This is a genomic window from Dyella agri (assembly GCF_044904705.1).
Lineage (GTDB): Bacteria > Pseudomonadota > Gammaproteobacteria > Xanthomonadales > Rhodanobacteraceae > Rhodanobacter_A > Rhodanobacter_A agri.
This window is the reverse complement of sequence record NZ_JADIKL010000012.1, coordinates 50,129-71,606: the sequence shown is the minus strand read 5'-3', so window position 1 is coordinate 71,606 and position 21,478 is coordinate 50,129. Positions and strand designations below refer to the sequence as shown.

Genomic DNA, 21,478 nt, shown 5'->3' with positions numbered 1-21,478 from the left:
CTGCCGTCAGGCAGTCGGCGCAATCCTCGCCGGCGTGACGGGCGGGGCCCCGGCCCGAACCGGTCTCGGTGGGCTGGGATTGACGCTCGCCGAGTATCCTATTTCGACAGGTTTTTTTCAATGCAGACGGCAACTTCCCGCGACGTACCTCACGGTGTGCGTCAAGTCGCGATCGGCCCCGAGCGGGACGGCCAGCGGATCGATAACGCGCTGGCGACCCTGCTCAAAGGGGTGCCGAAAAGCATGATTTACCGCCTCTTGCGCACTGGTCAGGTGCGGGTGAACGGCAAGCGGGCAAAGCCCGATACGCGTCTCAGCGATGGCGATATGCTTCGAATTCCGCCGATCCGTGTAGCTGAACGGCCCGAGGGAAGGGAGGCGCCGGATGCGTTGGTCTCGTCGCTCGCCGAGACGGTGATCTTCGAGGACAAGCACTTCCTGGTGATCGACAAGCCCTCGGGCATCGCCAGCCACGGCGGCAGCGGAGTCAGCCATGGGGCGATCGAGCTGCTGCGCGCGGCGCGTCCGCACGAGTCGCTGGAACTGGTCCACCGGCTCGACCGGGATACCAGCGGCGTGCTGGTACTCGCCAAGTCGCGGGCCGGGCTGACCGGTCTGCAGGCGGCGATCCGTGCCGGCGAGGTGACCAAGCAGTACCTGTGCCTGATGGTCGGCCACCCGCCCAAGGCCAAGTTCGACGTCAACGCGCCGCTGCGCAAGTCCATCCTGCAGGGTGGCGAGCGCATGGTGCGGGTCAGCGACGACGGCAAGCCCTCGCTCACCTTCTTCCGCGAGATGGAGCAGTACCCCGGCGCCCGCCTGATGCAGGCCACCCTGGGCACGGGCCGTACCCACCAGATCCGCGTGCATGCCGCCCACGTCGGCTACCCGTTGGCGGGCGACCCGAAGTACGGCGACCGCGAGATGAACAAGCGTTTCCGCGATATGGGGCTGCAGCGGCTGTTCCTGCACGCCTCGCATCTCAGCTTCGAGCTGGACGGACGCTTGTACAGTTTTTCCGCGCCGCTGCCGGACGATCTGAAAACGTTTCTCGACGTGCTCGCGGTGAAGGGCAAGCACCTCCCGTACATCCAGGCCGCCGCTAAAGAAAGAAACGGGCGCTGACTTCCAGCGAACGGAGCAGGCCGCCCACCAGGCCTGCTTCCACCAGCAAGGCGCAGACAGCATGCGCCACGGCAATTGGCAGCAACGCGCGTGTACGCCGGAAGCACCATGCCCACCACAGCTCGGCCAGCAGGCAGAGTTGCATCAAGCTGCCGTTCGGCGTGTGCATCAGCGCGAACGCGATGGCGGTGAGCAGCACAGCGAAAACGGGATGCAGCCGGCTCCCTTCGAGGCGACGCAGCACCACGGCCAGCATCAGCCATTGCTGCAAGGCCGCCCACAACAGGTAGGTCAGCACGTGGCCGGGCGCGGGTGCGGTGAAGTGCCAGCCGCACCCCGCGATCAGCAGCAGCGCCAGCGGCAACAAGGCGAATGGCAGAAGCCAGGCGTGCCAGTCGCCGAGCCAGCGCCACACTGCCGGTCGCTGCCGCCATTCGGCTTGTGCCGCGAACAGCAGCGCGCCGCCAAAAGCCAGCAGGCCGGGCAGGGTAAGGCGCAGACCCAGTTGCAAGCCGACGACCAGCCACAAGGGGCCGGCAAGACAGGCGGCGAGTTCCAGCCAGCGCCGCTGCGGCGAGCGCGGCGGCCGCAAGGCCAGGCCGGCCAGCACCAGCAGATAGCCGATGGCGCCGAACCAGGGCAGCCAGCCAGGGACGCCAGATCCGCTGCGGGCCTCCGGCGCGTCGCCATGCGGAAGAATCAAGGCTCCCGGTCGCTGCCGCCAGACCCGTTGGCGCAGAGCCAGTTGCATCTCAGCCGATGCGTCGGCCGGCAGGGCGATCCAGGGAGCGGCAGGCAAGCTTGGATCGGCGACTTGCCGCGTGGCCGTCGCCGGATCGGACGACAGCTGCAACGGCGGCTGGGCCGGCATGGACAGAGGCGCATCGCGACGCAGCGCCACGTCGTCCAGGCGTAGCGACGCCTGGGCGGGCAGCAGCAGCCGCAGACGCAGCACTTCGATTCGCTGCGGCGCGGCGCAGTCGCTACCATCGACACCTTGCCAGTGCAGGCGGCGCAGATCGACCACGATGCGCAGCGGACCGGCGGCGACCGGCGTGTCCTGCCAGCCGAGGCAGCCCGGTTGCCCCAGCTGCGGTTGCCAGGCCACGCCCAAGCGGAACGGCACATCGGCCTCGCCCTGCAAGGCCAGCAACGGCCAGTGCCCCGGATCGAGCATGCCGCTCACCGGCAGGCCCAGTTCGAATGGCGTGCCGTCGCGGCTGCGGATGCGCAGGCCGCCATCCATGCGCTGCACGTCGGCGGTGCCGAAGGCGCGTCCCGCCACGAGGTCGTGCGGTTGGCGCAGCTGCCATTGCCACAGCGGCTCAGCGTGTTCGAGCCGGAACAGTTGCTGGTCCGCCACACCTTGCAGGTGATGCGCGGTGATTCCCGCAGCCAGTTCGCGCAGGCCGAGCAGCGTCAGCGCGACCAGCAGCGCGAAGCCGGCGCCAGCCAGTGTCCGCGTGAGGAATCGCTGCACGCTCAGTGCGCCAGCAGCGCCTCGACCTTGGCCGCGCAGATGATGTCGTTGAGCGAGAGTCCGCCCACGTCGTGGGTGGACCACAGCAGCTGGCAGTGGCCGTAACCCGCCTCGATGTCGGGGTGGTGGTCTTCGTGGTTGGCCATGAAGCCCACCGCGTTGATGAAGCCCAGCGTGTGGCGGAAGTCGGGGAAGCGGAAGTCCTTGACGATCGCGTGACCATCGGCGGTGAGCGTCCAATCGGGCAGCAGCTGCAGCAGCTGGGTGATCTTGTCGGCACTCAGCGCATGCTCCTTGCCCTTGCGCGGCTGGCAATGCTGGCTGGCGAAATCGTGGATGTTCATAAGGGCTCCGGGGAAGGCAACGGCGAGGCTGCGCAGCGTCGAAGTTGCGCGCGCAAATGTCAAAGCCCGCAGCATCGACAAAACAGTACTAAAATGGTGCTGATTCGGCGAGCCGTGTGTACATGCTCGCTGTGCCATCCGCCACAGGTGAAGCATGATCGAGATTTCCGAACGCGCGCAGCAGCATTTCCGCCGCCTGCTGGCACAGCAGGGCAACGAGGGCTTGAGTATCCGCCTGCACGTGACCGCACCGGGCACGCCGGCGGCCAACTGCGAACTGGAGTTCTGCGAACCGGCCGAGCTGGCCGGCAACGAATGGACGATCGAGTGCGCCGGCTTCGACTTCCACATCGAGGGTGACAGCGCACCGTGGCTGGACGGTGCCAGCATCGACTTCGAGCCGAATGCGACCGGTGGCCTGCTGAACATCCGCGCGCCGAAGATCAAGGGCGACGTGCCGGGACTGGAAGCTGGCGTGATCGAGCGCGTGCGTTACGTGCTGGAGGCCGAGATCAATCCGCGGCTGGCGTCGCACGGCGGTCGCGTCACCTTGCTGGAGGTTGATGCGGAGGGCGTGGTGAAGCTGCAGTTCGGCGGTGGATGCCACGGCTGCGGCATGGTCGACGTCACCTTGAAGCAGGGGGTGGAAAAGACCTTGCGCGAACGCATTCCCGAAATCACCGCAGTGCGCGACGCCACCGACCACAGCGACGGCAAGCAGCCGTACTACAACAAGCACGAGGGCAAGTCGGCGCTGGGTTGAGATACGCGATCCGCCAAACGGAAAAGCCCGCCGGAAGGCGGGCTTTCTCGTTGCGGGATCGCGACGGGCGAGGGATCAGTCGCCTTGCACGTGTCCCTTCAGCGTATCCAGCTTGGTCGGCTGGCTGGAGAAGTAAGCAGAGATGTCTTCGATGTCCTGATCGGACAGCGTGGCGACCATGCCCTTCATGATCGGGTTGCTGCGTTCGCCGTTCTTGTACTCGCGCAGCACCTGCTGCAGGTATTCGTTGTACTGGCCGGCGAGGCGCGGGTACTGCGGGTCGACCGAGTTGCCATCGGCGCCGTGGCAGGCGAAGCAGGCGGCAGCCTTGGTCTTGCCGTCAGCGGCGTTGCCGCTGGCCAGCGATGGGGCGGAAGCGAACGCCAGGACGGCGCCGAGCGAAAGCAGGGCAAGTGCACGTTGCATGCGGGATCCTTGATTACTTGATCGGCGTGAGGCTGGACAGGTAGGCGGCGATATCCTTGATGTTCTGATCGGACAGGCTTTGCGCCTGCGCCTGCATCGTCGGATAGCCACGGTCACCGCTCTTGTACCCGTTCAGCGCATTGACGAGGTACTGCTCGTTCTGCCCGGCGATCTTCGGCACGGGATAGTCCGGATAGGCGTTGGAGTAGCCCGGCACGCCGTGGCAGCCGGCGCAGGTGTAGACGAGTGCGCGGCCCGCGGCCTTGTCGCCCTCGGCGTGCGCGCTGGCGGTGGCCAGCAAGGCGGCAGCGGCTGCCAGACCAAGCAATTGCAGTCGAATCATCGAGATCGTTCCCCAGGTGCGGCGACAGATGCGATTGAAAACAACAACCGCCGCAGTATAGACAGCAGTTCCGGAGACGGACAACCTGCCGTAGTGCCGCAGCTCAGAACAGGCTGCGCCAGATGTGGATGCCCGCGCTGTACTCGCCGACGATGGTGCCCAGGCTGACCAGGAAGAAGTTCAGCAAGGTGCGCGCCACGCGGTTCTTCCACCAGCCGCTCCAATGCATGATGTCGTCGCGCAAGCTGTCGAAGTCGGCCACGCGCGGGCGGCGCACCCAGGCCTCGGCCATGGCGCTGATGCCGCCGGCGGGGATGCCGGGGCGGAACGGTTTGATCGGTGCGGCGATGAAGGCCGCGAGGATGCTGAGCGGATGCGCTCCGGCCGCCAGCGCCCCAAGCGCGGCGAAGCCACCGGTGAACAACACCCAGGCAGTCAGCGCCTGCGTGCCCAGCGCCGCATTGCGGTGGAAGGCGAAGGCGATCGCCACGAACACCGCCAGCACCAGGCCCACGGCCAGCCATTTCGGCCAGCGCGCCTTCGGTGGCGTCTGCGCCAGCTCGGCGACGCTTGTCGCCGGATCGCCTTGCTGTTCGCGCAGCAGGTGGCACATGCCTTTCAAGTGCCCCGCACCGATCACCACCAGCACGCGGCGGGGCACGCCGGCAGCCGTGCGCGCGGCTTCCTCGCGCAGGCGCGCGGCCATGTAGGCGTCGCGCTCGCCGATCAGGCTCTGGTAGAGCGGCTTGGATTCGTTGGCGAATTCACTGAACGCGCTCTCAAGCATGTCGCCCTGCTTGAGCTTTTCGATCTCGCTGGCGTCAATCTCCTCGCGCTCGAACACGCTGGCCAGCAGGCCGCCGAGCAGGCCGAAACGCTGCCAGAAACCCACGCTGTGCCAGGCGCGCTTCAGCGTGGTGCCGACCTCGCGGTCGACCAGCCATAACGGCAGGCCACGCGCCTCGGCGCCGTCCATCGCCGCCTTCATCTCGGCGCCTGGCTGGATGCCGGACTGCTCGGCGAGGCGCTTCTGAAAGGTGGAAAGCACCAGGCTGGCGGCAACCATGCCGGCCTTGCCCTGACGGATCACCTGGAACAGATCCATGCGCTTGAAGGCGTCCGGATCGCGCATGCCTTGCGCACGGCTCTCGCACAGCTCCACCGCCACCGCGTCGAAATGCTCGCGCTCCAGCAGCGCCTCGACCGCCTCCATGCTGGTGCGGGAGACATGGGCGGTACCCAGCACCACGTACTCCACGCCGTCGCGCTCGACGCGCTCGATCGGCTGGTCCTTCAGCGCGGCGGGCAAGGGCAGGGCGGGGTCGGGAACACTCATGCGCAGGGCATACCGGTCACGGAGAGAATCCAAGCATGGGGATGCGCCCAGCGCGAAGCAAGTCAAAAGTGCGGTCGGGGACGGCTGTTCATCTGACTTCCACGACCGGGATGGCCGCAGCTGCGAAGCCCGCGATCAAGAACGACCGCAAAGGCAAACATCAGTCCCTGAAGCGCTTCAGCAGATCGCCGTAGGCGTCGATGCGGCGGTCGCGCAGGAACGGCCAGATGCGGCGCACGTGCTCGCTGCGCTGCATGTCGATCTCGGCGAGCAGCAACTCGCGCTGCCCGGTACCGGCCTTGGCGAGGAATTCGCCCTGCGGCCCGGCCACGAAACTGGTGCCCCAGAACTGGATGCCGGCGCCCGTGCCCGAGGGATCGGCCTCGAGGCCCGTGCGGTTGCAGGCCAGCAGCGGCAAGCCGTTCGCCACCGCGTGACCGCGCTGCACGGTGACCCAGGCCTCGCGCTGGCGATCCTTTTCGTCCTGCGCGTCGTTAGGATCCCAGCCGATCGCGGTGGGGTAGAGCAGCAATTCCGCACCGGCCAGCGCCATCAGGCGCGCGGCTTCCGGATACCACTGGTCCCAGCACACCAGCACGCCGAGGCGGCCCACCGAGGTGTCGACCGGCTCGAAACCGAGGTCGCCCGGGGTGAAATAGAACTTCTCGTAGAACGCCGGATCGTCGGGGATGTGCATCTTGCGGTACTTGCCCGCGATCGCTGCCGAGCGGTCGAACACCACCGCGGTGTTGTGGTACAGCCCGGCCGCGCGCTTCTCGAACAGCGAGGCCACCACCACCAGCTTCAGCTCCTCGGCCAGCTTGCCGATGCGCGCCGTGCTGGGGCCGGGGATGCTCTCGGCCAGGTCGAACAGGTCGACCGATTCGTGCTGGCAGAAATACGGGCCGTTGTGCAGCTCCTGCAGCAGCACCAGTTCGGCGCCGGCCTTGGCGGCCTCGCGCAGTCCGGCCTCGATCGCGTCGAGGTTGGCGTCGCGGCTGCCGCGGTCGGTTTCCTGCAACAGCGCGACCTTGAGCGTCTTGCGGGTCATCGGATGAATCCTCGTGCTACCGAACCGTGCATTCTAGCCGACGCGGCTCACACCAAGCCGGCCGGCAACTGCATGGTGATGCAGTGCAGGCTCCCGTTCTGCCAGATCAGCGGGCGGCAGGGCACTTGCACCACCACGCGGCCCGGGTGGGCGCTGCCGATGATGCGTGCGGCCTCGTCGTCGGCCGCGTCGCCGTAGGCGGGCACCAGCACCGCGCCATCGACGATCAGGTAGTTCGCATACGACGCGGCGAGGCGGCGACCCTCGTCGACGATCGGCTGCGCCCAGGGCAGCGGATGCAACGGGTAGGGGCGGCCGTCGACGGTGCGCAGCGCGGCCAGTTCCTCGCCCATGCGGGCGAGTTCGCCGTGGTGCTTGTCGCCCGCGTCGTCGCAGGCCTGGTACACGATGTGCTCGCCGGGTGCGAAGCGGGCGAGGGTATCGATGTGCGCGTCGGTGTCGTCGCCTTCCAGGTAGCCGTGGTCCAGCCACAAGATGCGCCCGGCGTGCAGGCTGTCCATCAGGATCGCGTCCATCGCCTCGCGGCTTTGCTCCGGATGGCGCTGGTGCAGGCACTTCCAGGTGGTGAGCACGGTGCCGGCGCCATCGCTTTCGATGCCGCCGCCCTCCAGCGCCCAGTCGATGCGCCGGTGCCCGGCCTGGCCGAACACGCCGGCTGCGACCAGGCCGGCGATCAGCGCGTCGTCCTGTTCGGCGCCGAACTTGCCGCCCCAGCCGGTGAAGCGGAAATCGGCGAGCTGGAAGCGACCGTCGTCCGCCTTCAGCGTGATCGGGCCGGAATCGCGCAGCCAGGTGTCGTCGTAGGGCAGTTCGATGAAACGGATGCGGTCGAGGTCGACACCCGCTCCGCGCAACAGCGCTTCGGCGTGGGCGCGCACCCCAGCATCGGCCACCACCACGACCAGGCGCTGGAAACGGACGACCGCCGCGGCCAGCGCCACGTAGGTGGTTTCCACTTCGGCCAGCCGTTCAGCCCAATCGGTGCCGGCATGCGGCCAGGCGATCAGCACCGCAGCTTGCGGCTCCCATTCGGCGGGCAGGCGCCAGCGGGGTTCGGTCATGTTCGGCATCTCGCGCAGGTGGGGGCGACGCCGCCAAGGCGTCGGGCCGCGAAGTTTACGGGAGCGGGGCCGCGCGCGCACGACAGAGCGGCCCGTGTCGCCACGGGCCGCTGGTCAGTCGCACCGTTCAGTTCGTCGCGGCGGGATTGGTGTTGTTGCCGGCCGGCGTGTTGAGCACGGAATGGATCACGTGGTCGTGCTCGAAGTAGACGATGAAGTTCGCGTATTCCCAGCGGTTGATCACTGGGTGCTTCTTCGCGTCGCCGCCGCGCGGCGAAAGCTTGTGCTGCGGGGCGCCGTAGCGCTGTTCGACCTGGGCCATGCTCATGCCGCGCGTGGGCAGGTTCATGCCCTTTTCCTGCTGCACGCGGTGGATCAGCATATTGTCGGCCTGGGCCGGTTGCGGCACGGCGTAGCCGGCGGCACCGACACTGATGGCGAGTGCTGCCAGCAAAGGCAGGCTGTGGCGATGCTTGAACATGGTCCCCTCTCCGCGCAAGGCGTTGCCGCGTCGTTGTAGCAGAACTGTTTGCGCTGTTCCACGGGCAGTTGCGACGGGTGTGACCCGCATAGCCGTTATCATGGTCGGCCGTCCGCCCGATTCGAAGTGTCCCGATGATCGCGTTCCGCCATTTTGCCCTGCGCCGCGGCAGCCGCCTGCTGCTGTCCGACATCGACCTGGTGATCCAGGGCGGCTGGCGGCTGGGCGTGATCGGCCGCAACGGCTGCGGCAAGTCCAGCCTGTTCGCGGCCCTGCAAGGCCTGGTCGAGGCCGACGCCGGCAACATCGACCTACCGACGAAGCTGCGCCTGGCCTCGGTGGCGCAGGAGACGCCGGCGCTGCCCGATCCGGCGATCGACTACGTGCTGGGCGGCGACGTGGAACTCGCCACGGTGCTGCGCGACGAGGCCGATGCGCAGGCGCGCGGCGACAGTGAGGCCATGGCGCGTGCCCACCACCGTATCGAGGAATTGCACGGCTACGACGCCCGTGCCCGCGCCGGCCGCCTGCTGCACGGCCTGGGCTTCGCCCCGGAGACGCACGAACGTGCGGTGAAGGAATTCTCCGGCGGCTGGCGCGTGCGCCTGAACCTGGCGCGCGCGCTGATGGCACCGTCCGAGCTGCTGCTGCTCGACGAGCCCACCAACCATCTCGACCTCGACGCCGTGCTGTGGCTGGAGGAATGGCTGCGCCGCTACCAGGGCACCTTGCTGATCATCTCGCACGATCGCGAATTCCTCGACGGCGTGATCGACCACACCTTGCACCTGGTCGACGGCGGTGCGCGGCTCTACACCGGCAACTACAGCGCCTTCGAACGTCTGCGCGCGGAACAGTTGCGCCAGCAGCAGATTGCCCACGAGCGCGAGCAGGCCGAGCGCGCGCATTTGCAGAGCTTCATCGACCGTTTCAAGGCCAAGGCCAGCAAGGCCAAACAGGCGCAGTCGCGTATGAAGCGGCTGGAGAAAATGGCCGGCACCGAGGCGGTGCGTGCCGAGCGCGCGTTCCACTTCCAGTTCGCCAAGCCCGACCGCGTGCCCGATTCCATGCTGCAGCTGGAGGAGGTGACCGCCGGCTACCCGGCCGGTTCGCGCGAGGAGGGCGATGATCATCTGCCCGGCCACGACGTGGCCAGCCGCGAGGCTACGGTGATCCTGCGCGATGTGCGTTTCCGCCTCGAAGCCGGCGAGCGCATCGGCCTGCTCGGCCCCAACGGCGCGGGCAAATCCACCTTGGTCAAGACCTTGGTCGGCGAGCTGTCGCCGATGGGCGGCGAGCGCAAGGCGCACAAGGATCTCAGGATCGGCTACTTCGCCCAGCACACGGTGGAAAGCCTGCGCGAGGGCGCCAGCCCATTCGACCACTTGCAGGACAAGGCGCCGAACGCGGCCGCGCAGGTGCTGCGCGATTTCCTCGGTACCTGGAACTTCGCCGGCGACCGCGCCTTCGAATCGGTGGACGGTTTCTCGGGTGGCGAACGCGCACGGTTGGCGTTGGCGCTGATCGCCTGGGACAAGCCCAACCTGCTGCTGCTCGACGAGCCTACCAACCACCTCGATCTCGACATGCGCGAAGCGCTGGCCGACGCCTTGGCCGACTTCGACGGCGCGCTGGTGCTGGTGTCGCATGATCGCCACCTGCTCGGCATGGTCAGCGACAGCTTCTGGCGCGTGGCCGATGGCGTGGTGGAGCCGTTCGACGGCGACCTCGACGACTACGCGCGCTGGCTGCGCGCGCGTGGGGCGGCAAACAAGAAGGCCGCCAAGGCCGACACCAAGCCTGCCGCACCGGTCGAATCTCCCGAGGAGCGGCGTCGCGCCGCGGCCCAGTTGCGCGAGAACGAAAAGACCACGCGGCAGCGCGTGAAGAAGATCGAAGCGCGCGTGGCCACCATCGACGGCGAATTGACGGCGCTGGAGGTCAAGCTGGCCGATCCGGAAACTTACAACGGCCCCACCGCCGCGCTGATGAAGCTCAGCCAGCAGCAGGCCGAACTGCGCCGCGAGAAGGAAACGCTAGAAACGGAGTGGATGGCCTTGTATGAGTCGCTGGAAGCCTGAGTGCCCGCGTCGATGAGCACGCCCCCGGCAATGCTGTGGCTGCCCGCGCTGGACCGCTTCGGCCGGGCGCATCCGCTGCGGCGCCTGCTGGCGCAGGCGGACCGTCTCCACGATGACCCGCGCGGCCGCCTGGGCCACCTCGCCGAAGGCTTCCACAGTGGGGAGTCGTCGCTGCCCGCCGCCGCACTGGTCCGTGAATACCTTGCGGGCGACGCGGGCGACACGTCGTGGCTCAACGCTGACCCGGCTTGGGTGCAGCCGGACATGACCGGCGTACGCCTGCTCGCCTGTGGTGCGATGCCGCTGGCGATGGGTGAGGCCGAGGCCTTTGTACAGGCGTTGCAGCCGGCATTCGCCGAGGTCGGACTGCCGTTGGAGATCTCCGCGCCGGACCACTGGCAGCTGCGCCTGCCGCCGGACATGCGCGTGCCGGATTTCGCCACGCCCGAGCAGGCTCTGGGCGAAGACCTGTACCAGCATCTGCCGCAGGGCGCGGAAGGGCGTCCGTGGCGCGTGCTGCTCAACGAGGTGCAGGTGCTGTTGCATCAGCATCCCTTGAATGCCGAACGCCAGGCGCGCGGCCTGCCGCCGGTCAACAGCGTGTGGCTGTGGGGCGCGGGGCGCTTGCCCGCGCAGCTGCACAGTGCATTCGCGGGCGTGATTGGCGGCGATGAGCTGTTGCTCGCACTGGCGGCGCGTGCCGGCATTCCCTGCCAGTCGCGCACGCCGCAGGCCGTGGCGGCCACGCAGGCTGGCTGGCTGGTCGATCTGCAGGATCTGCCCGCCGACGAAGTCGAACGCGACTGGTGGCCGGCCGTGCAGGAGCTGGCGCGACGACAGACGTTGCAGTTTTCCTTTGCCAGCGGCGAACGCTGGTTGTGGCGGCCGTGGCATCGCTGGCGCTTCTGGCGTGGGGTACCACGTTGAGCGCGCTGGAACTGCGCCGGCGCGCGGCGCAAGGCGAGCCGTCAGGCTGGGATGCCGCGGTGCATCCGGTGCTGCAGAGAATCTACGCGGCACGTGGCGTGCTGCAACCGGCCGAAGTCGAGCACCGGCTGCAGCGCATGCTGTCGCCGCAGGCCCTGGGTGGTCTGGATGCCGCGACCGCGCTGCTGGCCGAGGCGATCCGCGACGACTGGGCCATCCTGGTTGCCGGCGACTACGACTGCGACGGCGCCACCGGTACCGCGGTCGCCGTGCGCGGCCTGCGCATGCTGGGTGCGAAACGGGTGAGCTATGCGGTGCCGAATCGCTTTGTGCACGGCTACGGGCTCACGCCCGCGCTGGTCGATTCGCTGCAGCCGCGCCCGCAGCTGATCGTCACCGTGGATAACGGCGTAGCCAGTGTGGCCGGTGTGGCGCGGGCGCAGGCGCTCGGCATGCGGGTCATCGTTACCGACCATCATTTGCCCGGCGAGCAGCTGCCGGCCTGCGATGCGATGGTGAACCCGAACCTCACGGGCGACGGTTTTCAGAGCAAGGCGCTGGCTGGCGTTGGCGTGATGTTCTACCTGTTGCTGGCGCTGCGCGCGACCTTGCGCGGGCAGGGCGCCTTCGCAAAGGGCGAACCCGATCTTTCGGTGCTGCTGGACCTTGTGTCGCTGGGCACTGTCGCCGATCTCGTGCCACTGGATTTCAACAACCGCGTGCTGGTGGAAGCGGGCCTGCGGCGCATTCGCAGCGGCAAGGCCTGTGCCGGCATCGCCGCGTTGGTCGAGTGCGGCAAGCGCAGCGCCGCCACGCTGTGTGCCAGCGATCTCGGCTATGCGGTAGGTCCGCGCCTGAATGCGGCAGGACGCCTGGAAGATATGCAACTGGGCGTGGAGTGCTTGCTCACCGACGATCTGGCGCAGGCGCGCCAGTACGCCGGCCAGCTCGACGGGATCAATCGCGAGCGCCGCGACCTGCAGGCCGCGATGGTGGCCGAGGCCGAGGCGATGACGTCCGGCCTGCAAGACATCGATGCGGTGGGCGTGGCGCTTTACGAGCCTTCCTGGCACGCCGGTGTGGTGGGGCTGGTGGCCTCCAAGCTGAAGGAGCGCCTGCACCGCCCGGTGATCTCTTTTGCACCAGCCAGCGAAGACGATACGGCGAACTTGCGCGGTTCAGGCCGCTCGATTCCCGGCTTCCACCTGCGCGATGCGCTGGCCATGATCGACGCGCGCCAGCCGGGGCTGATCGAGCGTTTCGGTGGCCACGCGATGGCGGCGGGGCTGAGCCTGCGCGCTGCCGACTTCCCGCGTTTCGCCACGGCGTTCGACGCCGTCGCACGCGAGCTGATTGCACCGGAGCGCTTGCAGGCTGCGCTCTACACCGACGGCGAGCTTCCCGCAGGCAGCTTGTCGCTCGATTTGGCGCGCCAACTGCGCGCCGCCGGCCCCTGGGGGCAGGCCTTTCCGGAACCGCTGTTCGACAACGTCTTCGAATGCGCGGGCTGGAAGCCGATGGGCGAGGGCCACTGGCGCCTCAACCTGCGCGATCCGCGTGATGGCAGCGTGCATGATGCGGTGATGTTCAACGTCGGCAGCGCCACACCGCCGACGCAATTGCGCGCGGCCTACGAGCTGGTCATCAACGACTGGCAGGGGCGCGAGAGCGTGCGACTGCTCCTGCGGCACATCGAGCACGCCACCGTTTGAAGGGTGAAGGGCCCGGCTTCGGCCGGGCCCTTCCATGTCGCGGCTGGAGGAACGTGCGCCAGCCGGGCTTCCCAACGCTACTGCCGGGTGGCCATGGACGAACCGCTGCGGCCCGTGCGCAGGTTGTGCCAGATCGACTTCATGCTCTTGCCGTCGTCCGAAAGCGTCATAGTGACGGTGCTCGTCGGCTTGCCGTCATGCATGTAGGTCTCGCGCATGCCGTTCTTGCCTACCTTGAGTACCGAGACGGTGGCATGGGTATTGGTGGTTTCATGCACCGGCACCGCCTTGCCACCCATCATTGCCGTGTAGGAATCACCGGTGCTGTCCTTGAAGTTCACGGTGTTGCCGTCGATCTTGTAGGTAAAGGTGAGGGCGTTGTCGGAGTAGTTGTCGATGTTCTTCAGTTTCCAGACGCCAGTCGTCAGGTTTGATCCAGGCATCGCCTTGCCCACCCGCTCGAATACCACCTTGCCCGTGACCGGGCTGCTGCCACTGGTGTCGGTGAATTCGTTGGTGACCGTACCGCCATCTGCGGAGGCGGTGAGCGTGCTGTCTCCCACCACCTTGCCGGCCTTCTTTTCGATCATGTGCAGCTTGTTGTTGTTTACGACCTCGACCGAGCTGGTGTCGTAGCCGATATGGCCGGCCGTCGGATGGTCCTTGCCGTCGGCCTTCACATTGACCGCCGGGTTGTCGCAGTCGCAGTGGAAGACGCCGTCTTTCAAGGTGACGGTGATTGGCTTGCCGGTGTCCTGAATCGAAGCCGGATCGGTTTTCCAGGTGCCGTCGAACGTGTTCTGCGCCAAGGCCGATGCAGGAGCAAACAGCGCGAGCACGAGGCCCGCGATCAGCAGACTTTTCATGACGAACCCCTCCCCAGAGCAGAGGCCTCCGCTTGATAGCGGCAGGCCTGCCGCCCGGAACCTCGCGCCGGGTTCTACGCGCGTCGCCGTTAAGCGTGCGTGTTCCCCTGGCCCGGCCTTTTAGGCGCGGCTTTCACGGCGAAAAGCTATGCTTCCGGCGTGGGCTGCCAGGCAATGGAGACGGCGTCATGCTCGAACAGATCGATGGATTGCCGCCGGGCGCGCTGGGCTTTCGCGCACATGGTCAGGTGACCGCGGCAGATTACGAGCAAGTACTGGTGCCAGACGTGGAGGCGGTGTTTGCGCTCAACCGCAAGCTGCGCATGTTGTTCGTGGTGGCGCCGGATTTCACCGGCTTCGACGCCGGTGCGATGTGGGACGACTTCATGCTCGGCATACGCCACATCAGCGGCTGGGATCGCGTGGCCCTGGTTACCGACGTGCCGTGGCTGCGCACCGCGACCAAGGCGACGCGTTTCCTGGTGCCGGCCGATTTCCGCCTGTTCGGGCTGGCCGAGCTGGAAGAGGCGGCACGCTGGATCGCCGAACCCGTGGACGGCTGAGCGAATGGATGGCCGAATGCGGTCATGCGAAATCATTACTTGCGCCGGCGCCCATCTTCTGTTTTAGTCGGCGCATGACCTTCACGACTGCCCCGTTCCCGAACGCCACCGCGCCTGCCGCGCGGAGCTTCGCTGCGGCCGTCAATAACAATCGCGCGAACAATAACGCCAATCGTTGGCGGGCCCGCGCGTAGCTGAAAGCAACACCACCAGACACGCGACCAAGGCCCGCCCAGTGCGGGCCTTGGTTTTTTTGTGTGCTTGATTTCTGTGCGGACCCGTCCGTGCAAAAGCAGAACCGGCCGTTGATGGCTGATTTGAGTCAACCAAGGCGCGTATCCATCCGCGCAGGGCAATCCCGGCCATCCATGGCCGACTTTCAAAAAGAGCTTTGTTTCCAACCCGCCGCATCAACCATACAAAGGCCAACCAGCATGTGTTCGATTTTCGGAATGTTCGACCTGCAGCCGGGCGACGATCTCGCCGCGCTGCGCCGGCAGGCACTGGAGCTGTCGCAGCGCCAGCGCCATCGCGGTCCCGATTGGAGTGGGGTGTTCGTGGATGCCGGCGTGATCCTGGTGCACGAGCGCTTGGCCATCGTCGATCCGGCTTCGGGCGCCCAGCCGTTGCGCTCGCGCGACGGCGCCCTGGCGCTGGCGGTGAACGGCGAGATCTATAACCACCGCGAGCTGCGCGAAGCCAGCGGCTACGACTTCACTACCGGCTCGGACTGCGAGGTGATCAACGCCTTGTACCGCGAACACGGCGTCGATTTCCTGCCCATGCTCAACGGCATCTTCGCTTTCGCACTATGGGACGGTGCGGCGCAGCGTTACCTGATCGCGCGCGACCCCATCGGCGTGTGCCCGCTGTATTGGGGTCACGACGTGCAGGGTCGCCTGTGTGTCGCCTCTGAGATGAAGGCGCTGGTCGGCATGTGCGCCGATGTCGCCGCGTTCCCGCCGGGCCAGGTCTACGACAGCGCTACCGGCGAGCTGCGCAGCTACTACGCCAAGCCGTGGCGCGACTACGCGGCGACGCAAGGCCATGCGCCGGCGCCGGGCGAGCTGCGCCACGCCTTCGAGCAGGCCGTGCACCGCCAGCTGATGACCGACGTGCCCTATGGCGTGCTGCTGTCGGGCGGCCTCGATTCCTCGCTGGTCGCGGCCTGCGCCGCCAAGTTCGCCCGCGAGCGCATCGAGGACGGCGACCGCAGCGAAGCCTGGTGGCCGCGCCTGCATTCCTTCGCGATCGGCCTGGAAGGCTCGCCCGACCTCGCCGCCGCGCAGGTCGCCGCCGACGCCCTGGGCACGGTGCATCACGGCTTCATCTACACCTTCTGGGAGGGCCTGGACGCCGTGCCCGAGGTGATCCGCTACCTGGAAACCTATGACGTCACCACTATCCGCGCCGCCACGCCGATGTACCTGCTGGCCCGCCGCATCAAGGCGATGGGCGTGAAGATGGTGCTGTCGGGCGAAGGCTCCGACGAACTCTTCGGCGGTTACCTGTACTTCCACAAGGCGCCCTCGGCGGAAGCCTTCCACGAGGAAACCGTGCGCAAGCTCGATGCGCTGCACAGCTACGACTGCCTGCGCGCGAACAAGGCGATGATGGCCTGGGGCGTGGAGGCGCGCGTGCCGTTCCTCGACCTCGAATTCATCGACGTGGCGATGGGCATGGACGCCGCACACAAGATGGCCGGCAACGGCAAGATCGAAAAGCATGTGCTGCGCGCGGCCTTCGAAGGCGCCTTGCCCAAGGAGATCCTGTGGCGGCAGAAGGAGCAGTTCAGCGACGGCGTGGGCTATGGCTGGATCGACGGCCTGAAGGCGCACGCCGAGCAGATGGTGAGCGACCGCGAATTCGCCGCGGCGGCCGCGCGCTTCCCGTTCAACACGCCAGCCACCAAGGAGGCGTATTTCTACCGGCGCATCTTCGAGCAGTTCTATCCGGGCGAGGCCTGCGCGGCCACCGTGCCGGGCGGCAAGTCCATCGCCTGTTCCTCGCCGGCGGCACTGGCCTGGGATCCGGCCTTCGCGGCGATGGCCGATCCGTCGGGACGGGCGGTGCGCGGGGTGCACCAGCAGGCGGTGGCCTGAGTCCACTCGCCCGCCCGCTCAGCGCTTGCGGGCCAGCGTAAGGCCGTCGCCGACCGGCAGCATGGACAGGTCGATGCGTTCGTCGTCGTGCAGGCGCTGGTTGAGCGCCTGCAGCGAACGGGTGTCGTCGTCCCGCGCCGGCTGCGCCACCGCGCCGCTCCACAGCACGTTGTCGATCGCGATCAGCCCGCCCGGACGCAGCAGCTGCAGGCAGCGCTCGTAGTAGTCGGCGTAGCCGGTCTTGTCGGCGTCGATGAAGGCGAAGTCATAGCGACCGGACGCGCCAGCAGCCAATTCCTCATCCAGTGTCTGCAGCGCCGGCGCCAACCGTAGCTCGATCTTGTGCGCCACGCCGGCGCGATTCCAATACGACCGGCCGATGCCGGTGTACTCGTCGCTGATGTCGCAGGCGAGGATGCGGCCGTCATCGGGAAGGGCGAGCGCCACCGACAAGGCGCTGTAGCCGGTGAACACCCCAATCTCGATGGTACGGCGCGCGCCGAGCAGCTTCACCAGCAAAGCCATGAACTGGCCTTGTTCCGGCGAGATCTGCATGCCGGCGCGGGGATGGTTGCGCGTCGCCTCGCGCAGGGCGATCTGTTCCGGATGCTCACGCAATGAATGGGCGAGCAGGTAGCCGTACAGCGTGTCGTCGAGGTTCAGGCTGCGGTTGGACATGGCGGCGCTCCGGCAAGCGATACCGAACGCCCATGGTACGCCGACAGCGGGCTTGGTCACCGCCTGGCGTCTGTCGCAGTGCGGCAATTTTGCTACCATGTCGGGCCATTCGCATGACATGCCAATCCATGATCGAGACCAATCCGATCCTCGCGCAGATCGCGGACCTCACGGCCCGCGTCGAGTCGCTTAGGGGGTATCTTTGACTACGCTACCAAGCGTGAGCGCCTCGAAGAAGTAAGCCGCGAGCTGGAAAGCCCCAACGTCTGGGACGATCCGCCGCGGGCGCAGGAACTGGGCCGCGAACGCGCGCGCCTGGATACCGTGGTCACCGGCATCGACGAACTCACCTCGGGCCTCTCCGACGCGAAAGAGCTCGTGGAGATGGCTGCCGCCGACGGCGACGAGGACACGGTCGCCTCGGTGACCGACGACGTCGCGAAGCTCGAAACCCGGGTCGGCAAGCTGGAATTCCAGCGCATGTTCTCCGGCAAGATGGATTCGGCGAATGCCTTCGTGGACATCCAGGCCGGCGCCGGCGGCACCGAGGCGCAGGACTGGGCCGAAATTCTGCTACGCATGTACCTGCGTTGGGCCGAATCGCGCGGCTGGAAGACCGAGCTGCTGGAGGTCTCCGGCGGCGAAGTGGCGGGCATCAAGTCGGCCACCTTCCGTGTCGAAGGCGACTACGCCTATGGCTGGCTGAAGACCGAAATCGGCGTGCACCGCCTGGTGCGCAAGAGCCCGTTCGATTCGGACAACCGTCGCCACACCAGCTTCACCAGCGTGTTCGTCTCGCCCGAAGTCGACGACGACATCGACATCGAGATCAATCCGGCCGACCTCAAGACCGACGTGTACCGCTCGTCCGGCGCCGGCGGCCAGCACGTCAACAAGACCGAGTCCGCGGTGCGCATCACCCACGTCCCGAGTGGCGTGGTGGTGGCCTGCCAGACCGAGCGCAGCCAGCACGCCAACCGCGACCGCGCGATGAAGATGCTGGCCGCCAAGCTGTACGAAATAGAGATCCAGAAGCGCAACGCCGAGAAGGACGCGCTGGAAGCGACCAAGTCCGATATCGGCTGGGGCAGCCAGATCCGCAACTACGTGCTCGACCAGAGCCGAATCAAGGATCTGCGCACCGGCGTGGAGCGCTCCGATACGCAGAAGGTGCTGGACGGCGACCTCGACGAATTCATCGAGGCCAGCCTGAAGTCCGGCCTGGATGCGGGCGCCAAGCGCGTCGATGCCTGATCGAGTTCCGTTCACCACTGACGAGGTAGCCAGCATGAATGCCAAGAAAACTTGCAGCATCCTGTTTGCCTGTGCCGCGCTGGCAGCATTCGGGGCGAGCGCGCAGAGCGCCGGCCAGGACATCAAGCAAGGCGCCAAGGACGTCGGCCACGGCGTCGCCAACGGTGCGCGCGCGGTGGGCCACGCCACCCGCGACGTCACCAAGAAGATCGGTCACGGCGCCAAGGACGCGGGCACCGGCATCGGCCATGGCGCGAAGAAGGCCGGTACTGCCGTTGGCCATGGCGCCAAGGATGCCGGCACCGCGATCGGCCACGGCGCGAAGGAAGGCTGGGACGCCACCAAGAACGCCACCAAGAAAGTATTCGGCAAGGGCAATTGACCTGCCTCCGACTTCAAACACCTTGTCCGTTCACCCTGAGCGTAGGCCTGCAGGGCCGGAGTCGAAGGGCCGCTCCGCTTGGCGCTTCGACTTCGCTTGACTATCGCAAGCTACGCTCAGCGCGAACGTGAAGTTTCGAGCCATCTCCAAAGAACCCAGCCACGGCCGGCATGAACGCATCGGCCACCACGGAAACCCCATGAGCGATACCAACGATATCCTGCCCGTCGACGAGAACAAGCTGATCGCCGAACGCCGCGAGAAACTCACGGCGCTGCGCGGGCAGGGCATCGCGTTCCCCAACGATTTCAAGGTGGACAGCTTCGTCGGCGACCTGCAGGACGAGTACGCCGACAAGGACAAGCACAGCGCCGAAGCGATCGAGGCGGCACAGCGCCGGGTGAAGGTGGCTGGCCGCATCGTGCTGAAGCGGGTGCAGGGCAAGGTCAGCTTCGCGCAGATCCAGGACATGACTGGTCGCATCCAGCTGTTCATCCACGCCGGCACCGTGGGCGACGCCTACGAGGCGTTCAAGGGCTGGGACATGGGCGACATCGTCGGCGCCGAAGGCGTGCTGATGCGCACCAAGACCGGCGAGCTGTCGGTGAAAGTGGATGCCCTGCGCCTGCTCACCAAGAGCCTGCGCCCGCTGCCAGACAAGCACCACGGCATGGCCGACGTGGAACAGCGCTACCGCCAGCGCTACGTCGACCTGATCGTGACCCAGGAAGCGCGCGACACCTTCCAGAAGCGCTCGCGCATCATCGGCTTCATCCGCCAGTGGCTGGAAGCCGCGCCGCGCCGCTTCATGGAAGTGGAAACGCCGATGATGCACGTCATCCCCGGCGGCGCCACGGCCAAGCCCTTCATCACCCACCACAACGCGTTGGACATGGATCTCTACCTGCGTGTGGCGCCGGAGCTGTACCTGAAGCGCCTGGTGGTCGGCGGTTTCGACCGCGTCTACGAGATCAACCGCAACTTCCGTAACGAGGGTGTGTCGACCCGGCACAACCCCGAGTTCACCATGCTGGAGCTGTACCAGGCCTACGCCACCTACAACGAGATCATGGACCTCACCGAGAACGTGATCCGCGAGGCGGCGCGCCAGGTGATCGGCACCACCGCCTTGATCTGGGAAGGCGCCGAAATCGACGTCGGCCCGGCCTTCCGACGCTGGACGATGGAAGACGCAGTACTGGAGCACAACCCCGAGATCAAGCGCGAGGAACTGCGCGACCGCGCGGCGATGGCTGCCCACGCGAAGCGCCTGGGCGCGCAGGTCAAGGATGGCTACGGCTGGGGCAAGCTGCTGCTGGAGATCTTCGAGAAGACGGTGGAGCACACCTTGATCCAGCCCACCTTCATCACCCAGCACCCGGTCGAGGTCTCGCCGCTGGCGCGCGAGAACGACAGCGACCAGGGCATCACCGACCGCTTCGAGCTGTTCGTCAACGGCAAGGAGCTCGCGAACGGCTTCTCCGAGTTGAACGACCCGGAAGACCAGGCCGCGCGCTTCAAGGCCCAGGTGGAAGCCAAGGACGCCGGCGACGACGAGGCCATGCACTTCGACGCCGACTACATCCGCGCGCTGGAAGTGGGCCTGCCGCCCACCGGCGGCCTCGGCATCGGCATCGACCGCCTGGTGATGCTGCTCACCGATTCCGCCTCGATCCGCGACGTGCTGCTGTTCCCGTACATGCGACCCGAAGCCTGAGCCTGTTCGCTGAGCCGTGACACGACAAGGCCCGCAATCGCGGGCCTTGTGCGTTTCAGGCGGTCAGGCGCCGGATGTGTTGCCGTAGCATGACTGGCGGCACAGTCGGGTAAAATTGCGGATTCGAATGCAACGGAGCCTTGCCCATGTGGTTTGCGATCATCGCCCAGGATCACCCCGGTACGCTGGACAAGCGCCTTGCCGCCCGCGCTGAACACCTGGAGCGACTGAACAAGATGCAGGAGGACGGACGCCTGCTGCTGGCCGGCCCGTTCCCGGCGATCGAGTCGGAGAATCCCGGCCCGGCCGGCTTCACCGGCAGCCTGATCATCGCCGAGTTCGACACGCTGGCCCATGCGCAGCGCTGGGCCGAGGCCGATCCCTATATGGCCGCCGGTGTCTACGCCGAGGTCAGCGTCAAGCCGTTCCGCAAGACCCTGCCGTGAGCGAGGCGATGGTCGAGCAGATACGCGCGCGCCTCGCCGCCGCGTTTTCGCCCAGCGCGCTGGATGTGGTGGACGAAGGCCATCTGCATGCCGGCCATGCGGGAGAGGGCAAGGGCCACTTCCACGTGCGTATCGTCAGCCCGGCGTTCGCTGGCGTGCTGCCGATCAAGCGCCACCGGATGATCTACGCCGTGCTCGACGACCTGATGCATCATGGCATTCATGCCTTGTCGATAGACGCAAGGTAAAATTCCACTTATAACAACCTATTGCAATGCATACTTGCAGTGAAATATCACGCAAGAATGCATTGCGGCAC

General features: G+C 66.9%; 22 protein-coding genes. 12 read left to right on the top strand and 10 right to left on the bottom strand.

The window, feature by feature from the left end; translation table 11 throughout:
* The first annotated feature begins 120 nt into the window (after positions 1 to 120).
* A complete protein-coding gene (locus ISP14_RS16790; protein WP_404542051.1) occupies positions 121 to 1,125 on the top strand; it encodes an RluA family pseudouridine synthase in 1,005 nt (334 codons plus the stop codon).
* On the opposite strand, the gene ISP14_RS16785 is transcribed toward ISP14_RS16790, so the two are convergent.
* Together ISP14_RS16785 and ISP14_RS16780 are read right to left on the bottom strand one after the other, a co-directional pair.
* Entirely contained in the window at positions 1,103 to 2,605 is a 1,503-nt protein-coding gene (locus ISP14_RS16785; protein WP_404542049.1) for a lysostaphin resistance A-like protein, read from the bottom strand. The genes ISP14_RS16790 and ISP14_RS16785 overlap by 23 nt on opposite strands.
* Positions 2,606 to 2,607: 2 nt before the next feature.
* Positions 2,608 to 2,949 carry a 4a-hydroxytetrahydrobiopterin dehydratase gene (locus ISP14_RS16780; RefSeq protein WP_404542047.1) on the bottom strand — a complete coding sequence of 114 codons (342 nt, stop codon included), beginning with the start codon at positions 2,947 to 2,949 and terminating at the stop codon, positions 2,608 to 2,610.
* 154 nt (positions 2,950 to 3,103) lie between these two features.
* Between ISP14_RS16780 and ISP14_RS16775 the strand changes: the two genes are divergently transcribed.
* Positions 3,104 to 3,712 (top strand): NfuA family Fe-S biogenesis protein, encoded by a 609-nt coding sequence (locus ISP14_RS16775; protein ID WP_404542044.1) that lies wholly within the window; start codon positions 3,104 to 3,106, stop codon positions 3,710 to 3,712.
* Between the two features lie 75 nt (positions 3,713 to 3,787).
* Here ISP14_RS16775 and ISP14_RS16770 read toward each other — a convergent pair whose 3' ends face one another.
* From ISP14_RS16770 to ISP14_RS16745, 6 genes are all read right to left on the bottom strand, one after another.
* A complete protein-coding gene (locus ISP14_RS16770; protein ID WP_404542042.1) occupies positions 3,788 to 4,138 on the bottom strand; it encodes a c-type cytochrome in 351 nt (116 codons plus the stop codon).
* Positions 4,139 to 4,151: 13 nt separating this feature from the next.
* A complete protein-coding gene (locus tag ISP14_RS16765) occupies positions 4,152 to 4,481 on the bottom strand; it encodes a c-type cytochrome (protein ID WP_404542041.1) in 330 nt (109 codons plus the stop codon).
* A gap of 103 nt (positions 4,482 to 4,584) precedes the next feature.
* Positions 4,585 to 5,817, bottom strand: a complete 1,233-nt coding sequence (locus tag ISP14_RS16760; protein ID WP_404542039.1) for a TraB/GumN family protein — start codon at positions 5,815 to 5,817, stop codon at positions 4,585 to 4,587.
* A gap of 160 nt (positions 5,818 to 5,977) precedes the next feature.
* Positions 5,978 to 6,868 carry a carbon-nitrogen hydrolase gene (locus ISP14_RS16755; protein WP_404542037.1) on the bottom strand — a complete coding sequence of 297 codons (891 nt, stop codon included), beginning with the start codon at positions 6,866 to 6,868 and terminating at the stop codon, positions 5,978 to 5,980.
* A 47-nt stretch (positions 6,869 to 6,915) separates the two neighbouring features.
* Positions 6,916 to 7,950: an agmatine deiminase family protein gene (locus ISP14_RS16750; protein WP_404542035.1), complete on the bottom strand. Its 1,035-nt coding sequence runs from the start codon at positions 7,948 to 7,950 to the stop codon at positions 6,916 to 6,918.
* A 127-nt stretch (positions 7,951 to 8,077) separates the two neighbouring features.
* Positions 8,078 to 8,431, bottom strand: a complete 354-nt coding sequence (locus tag ISP14_RS16745) for a hypothetical protein (protein WP_404542032.1) — start codon at positions 8,429 to 8,431, stop codon at positions 8,078 to 8,080.
* Positions 8,432 to 8,565: 134 nt separating this feature from the next.
* Between ISP14_RS16745 and abc-f the strand changes: the two genes are divergently transcribed.
* The 3 genes from abc-f to recJ are packed head-to-tail and all read left to right on the top strand — an operon-like array spanning position 8,566 to position 13,151.
* A complete protein-coding gene (abc-f, locus tag ISP14_RS16740; protein ID WP_404542030.1) occupies positions 8,566 to 10,512 on the top strand; it encodes a ribosomal protection-like ABC-F family protein in 1,947 nt (648 codons plus the stop codon).
* Between the two features lie 12 nt (positions 10,513 to 10,524).
* A complete protein-coding gene (locus ISP14_RS16735) occupies positions 10,525 to 11,439 on the top strand; it encodes a phosphoglycerate mutase (protein ID WP_404542027.1) in 915 nt (304 codons plus the stop codon).
* Positions 11,400 to 13,151 (top strand): single-stranded-DNA-specific exonuclease RecJ, encoded by a 1,752-nt coding sequence (recJ, locus tag ISP14_RS16730; RefSeq protein WP_404542025.1) that lies wholly within the window; start codon positions 11,400 to 11,402, stop codon positions 13,149 to 13,151. Before ISP14_RS16735 ends, recJ begins: the two co-directional genes overlap by 40 nt.
* A 77-nt stretch (positions 13,152 to 13,228) precedes the next feature.
* Here recJ and ISP14_RS16725 read toward each other — a convergent pair whose 3' ends face one another.
* Entirely contained in the window at positions 13,229 to 14,017 is a 789-nt protein-coding gene (locus ISP14_RS16725) for a hypothetical protein (RefSeq protein WP_404542023.1), read from the bottom strand.
* Positions 14,018 to 14,205: 188 nt separating this feature from the next.
* On the opposite strand from ISP14_RS16725, the gene ISP14_RS16720 reads away from it, so the two are divergent.
* Entirely contained in the window at positions 14,206 to 14,580 is a 375-nt protein-coding gene (locus tag ISP14_RS16720) for a SpoIIAA family protein (RefSeq protein ID WP_404542021.1), read from the top strand.
* Between the two features lie 434 nt (positions 14,581 to 15,014).
* Positions 15,015 to 16,682, top strand: a complete 1,668-nt coding sequence (gene asnB, locus ISP14_RS16715; RefSeq protein ID WP_404542019.1) for an asparagine synthase B — start codon at positions 15,015 to 15,017, stop codon at positions 16,680 to 16,682.
* Positions 16,683 to 16,700: 18 nt separating this feature from the next.
* Here asnB and ISP14_RS16710 read toward each other — a convergent pair whose 3' ends face one another.
* A complete protein-coding gene (locus tag ISP14_RS16710) occupies positions 16,701 to 17,360 on the bottom strand; it encodes a class I SAM-dependent methyltransferase (protein ID WP_404542017.1) in 660 nt (219 codons plus the stop codon).
* 128 nt (positions 17,361 to 17,488) lie between these two features.
* Between ISP14_RS16710 and prfB the strand changes: the two genes are divergently transcribed.
* The 5 genes from prfB (at position 17,489) to ISP14_RS16685 (ending at position 21,407) form a co-directional block, all read left to right on the top strand.
* Positions 17,489 to 18,614 (top strand): peptide chain release factor 2 gene (gene prfB / locus ISP14_RS16705; RefSeq protein ID WP_404542014.1). Its coding sequence is split into 2 segments (ribosomal slippage): positions 17,489 to 17,563 and positions 17,565 to 18,614, totalling 1,125 coding nucleotides; the frame shifts between segments, so codons are not numbered across the junction.
* Positions 18,615 to 18,648: 34 nt separating this feature from the next.
* Positions 18,649 to 18,996 (top strand): hypothetical protein, encoded by a 348-nt coding sequence (locus tag ISP14_RS16700; RefSeq protein WP_404542012.1) that lies wholly within the window; start codon positions 18,649 to 18,651, stop codon positions 18,994 to 18,996.
* 199 nt (positions 18,997 to 19,195) lie between these two features.
* The gene (lysS, locus tag ISP14_RS16695; RefSeq protein WP_404542010.1) at positions 19,196 to 20,713 is read left to right on the top strand and encodes a lysine--tRNA ligase; all 1,518 of its coding nucleotides are present in this window, start codon (positions 19,196 to 19,198) and stop codon (positions 20,711 to 20,713) included.
* Positions 20,714 to 20,859: 146 nt separating this feature from the next.
* Positions 20,860 to 21,159, top strand: coding sequence for a YciI family protein (locus ISP14_RS16690; RefSeq protein ID WP_404542008.1), 300 nt, complete (start codon positions 20,860 to 20,862; stop codon positions 21,157 to 21,159).
* Positions 21,160 to 21,167: 8 nt separating this feature from the next.
* Complete coding sequence (locus tag ISP14_RS16685; RefSeq protein WP_404542094.1) at positions 21,168 to 21,407, top strand: BolA family protein; 240 nt, start codon at positions 21,168 to 21,170, stop codon at positions 21,405 to 21,407.
* Positions 21,408 to 21,478 lie beyond the last annotated feature (71 nt).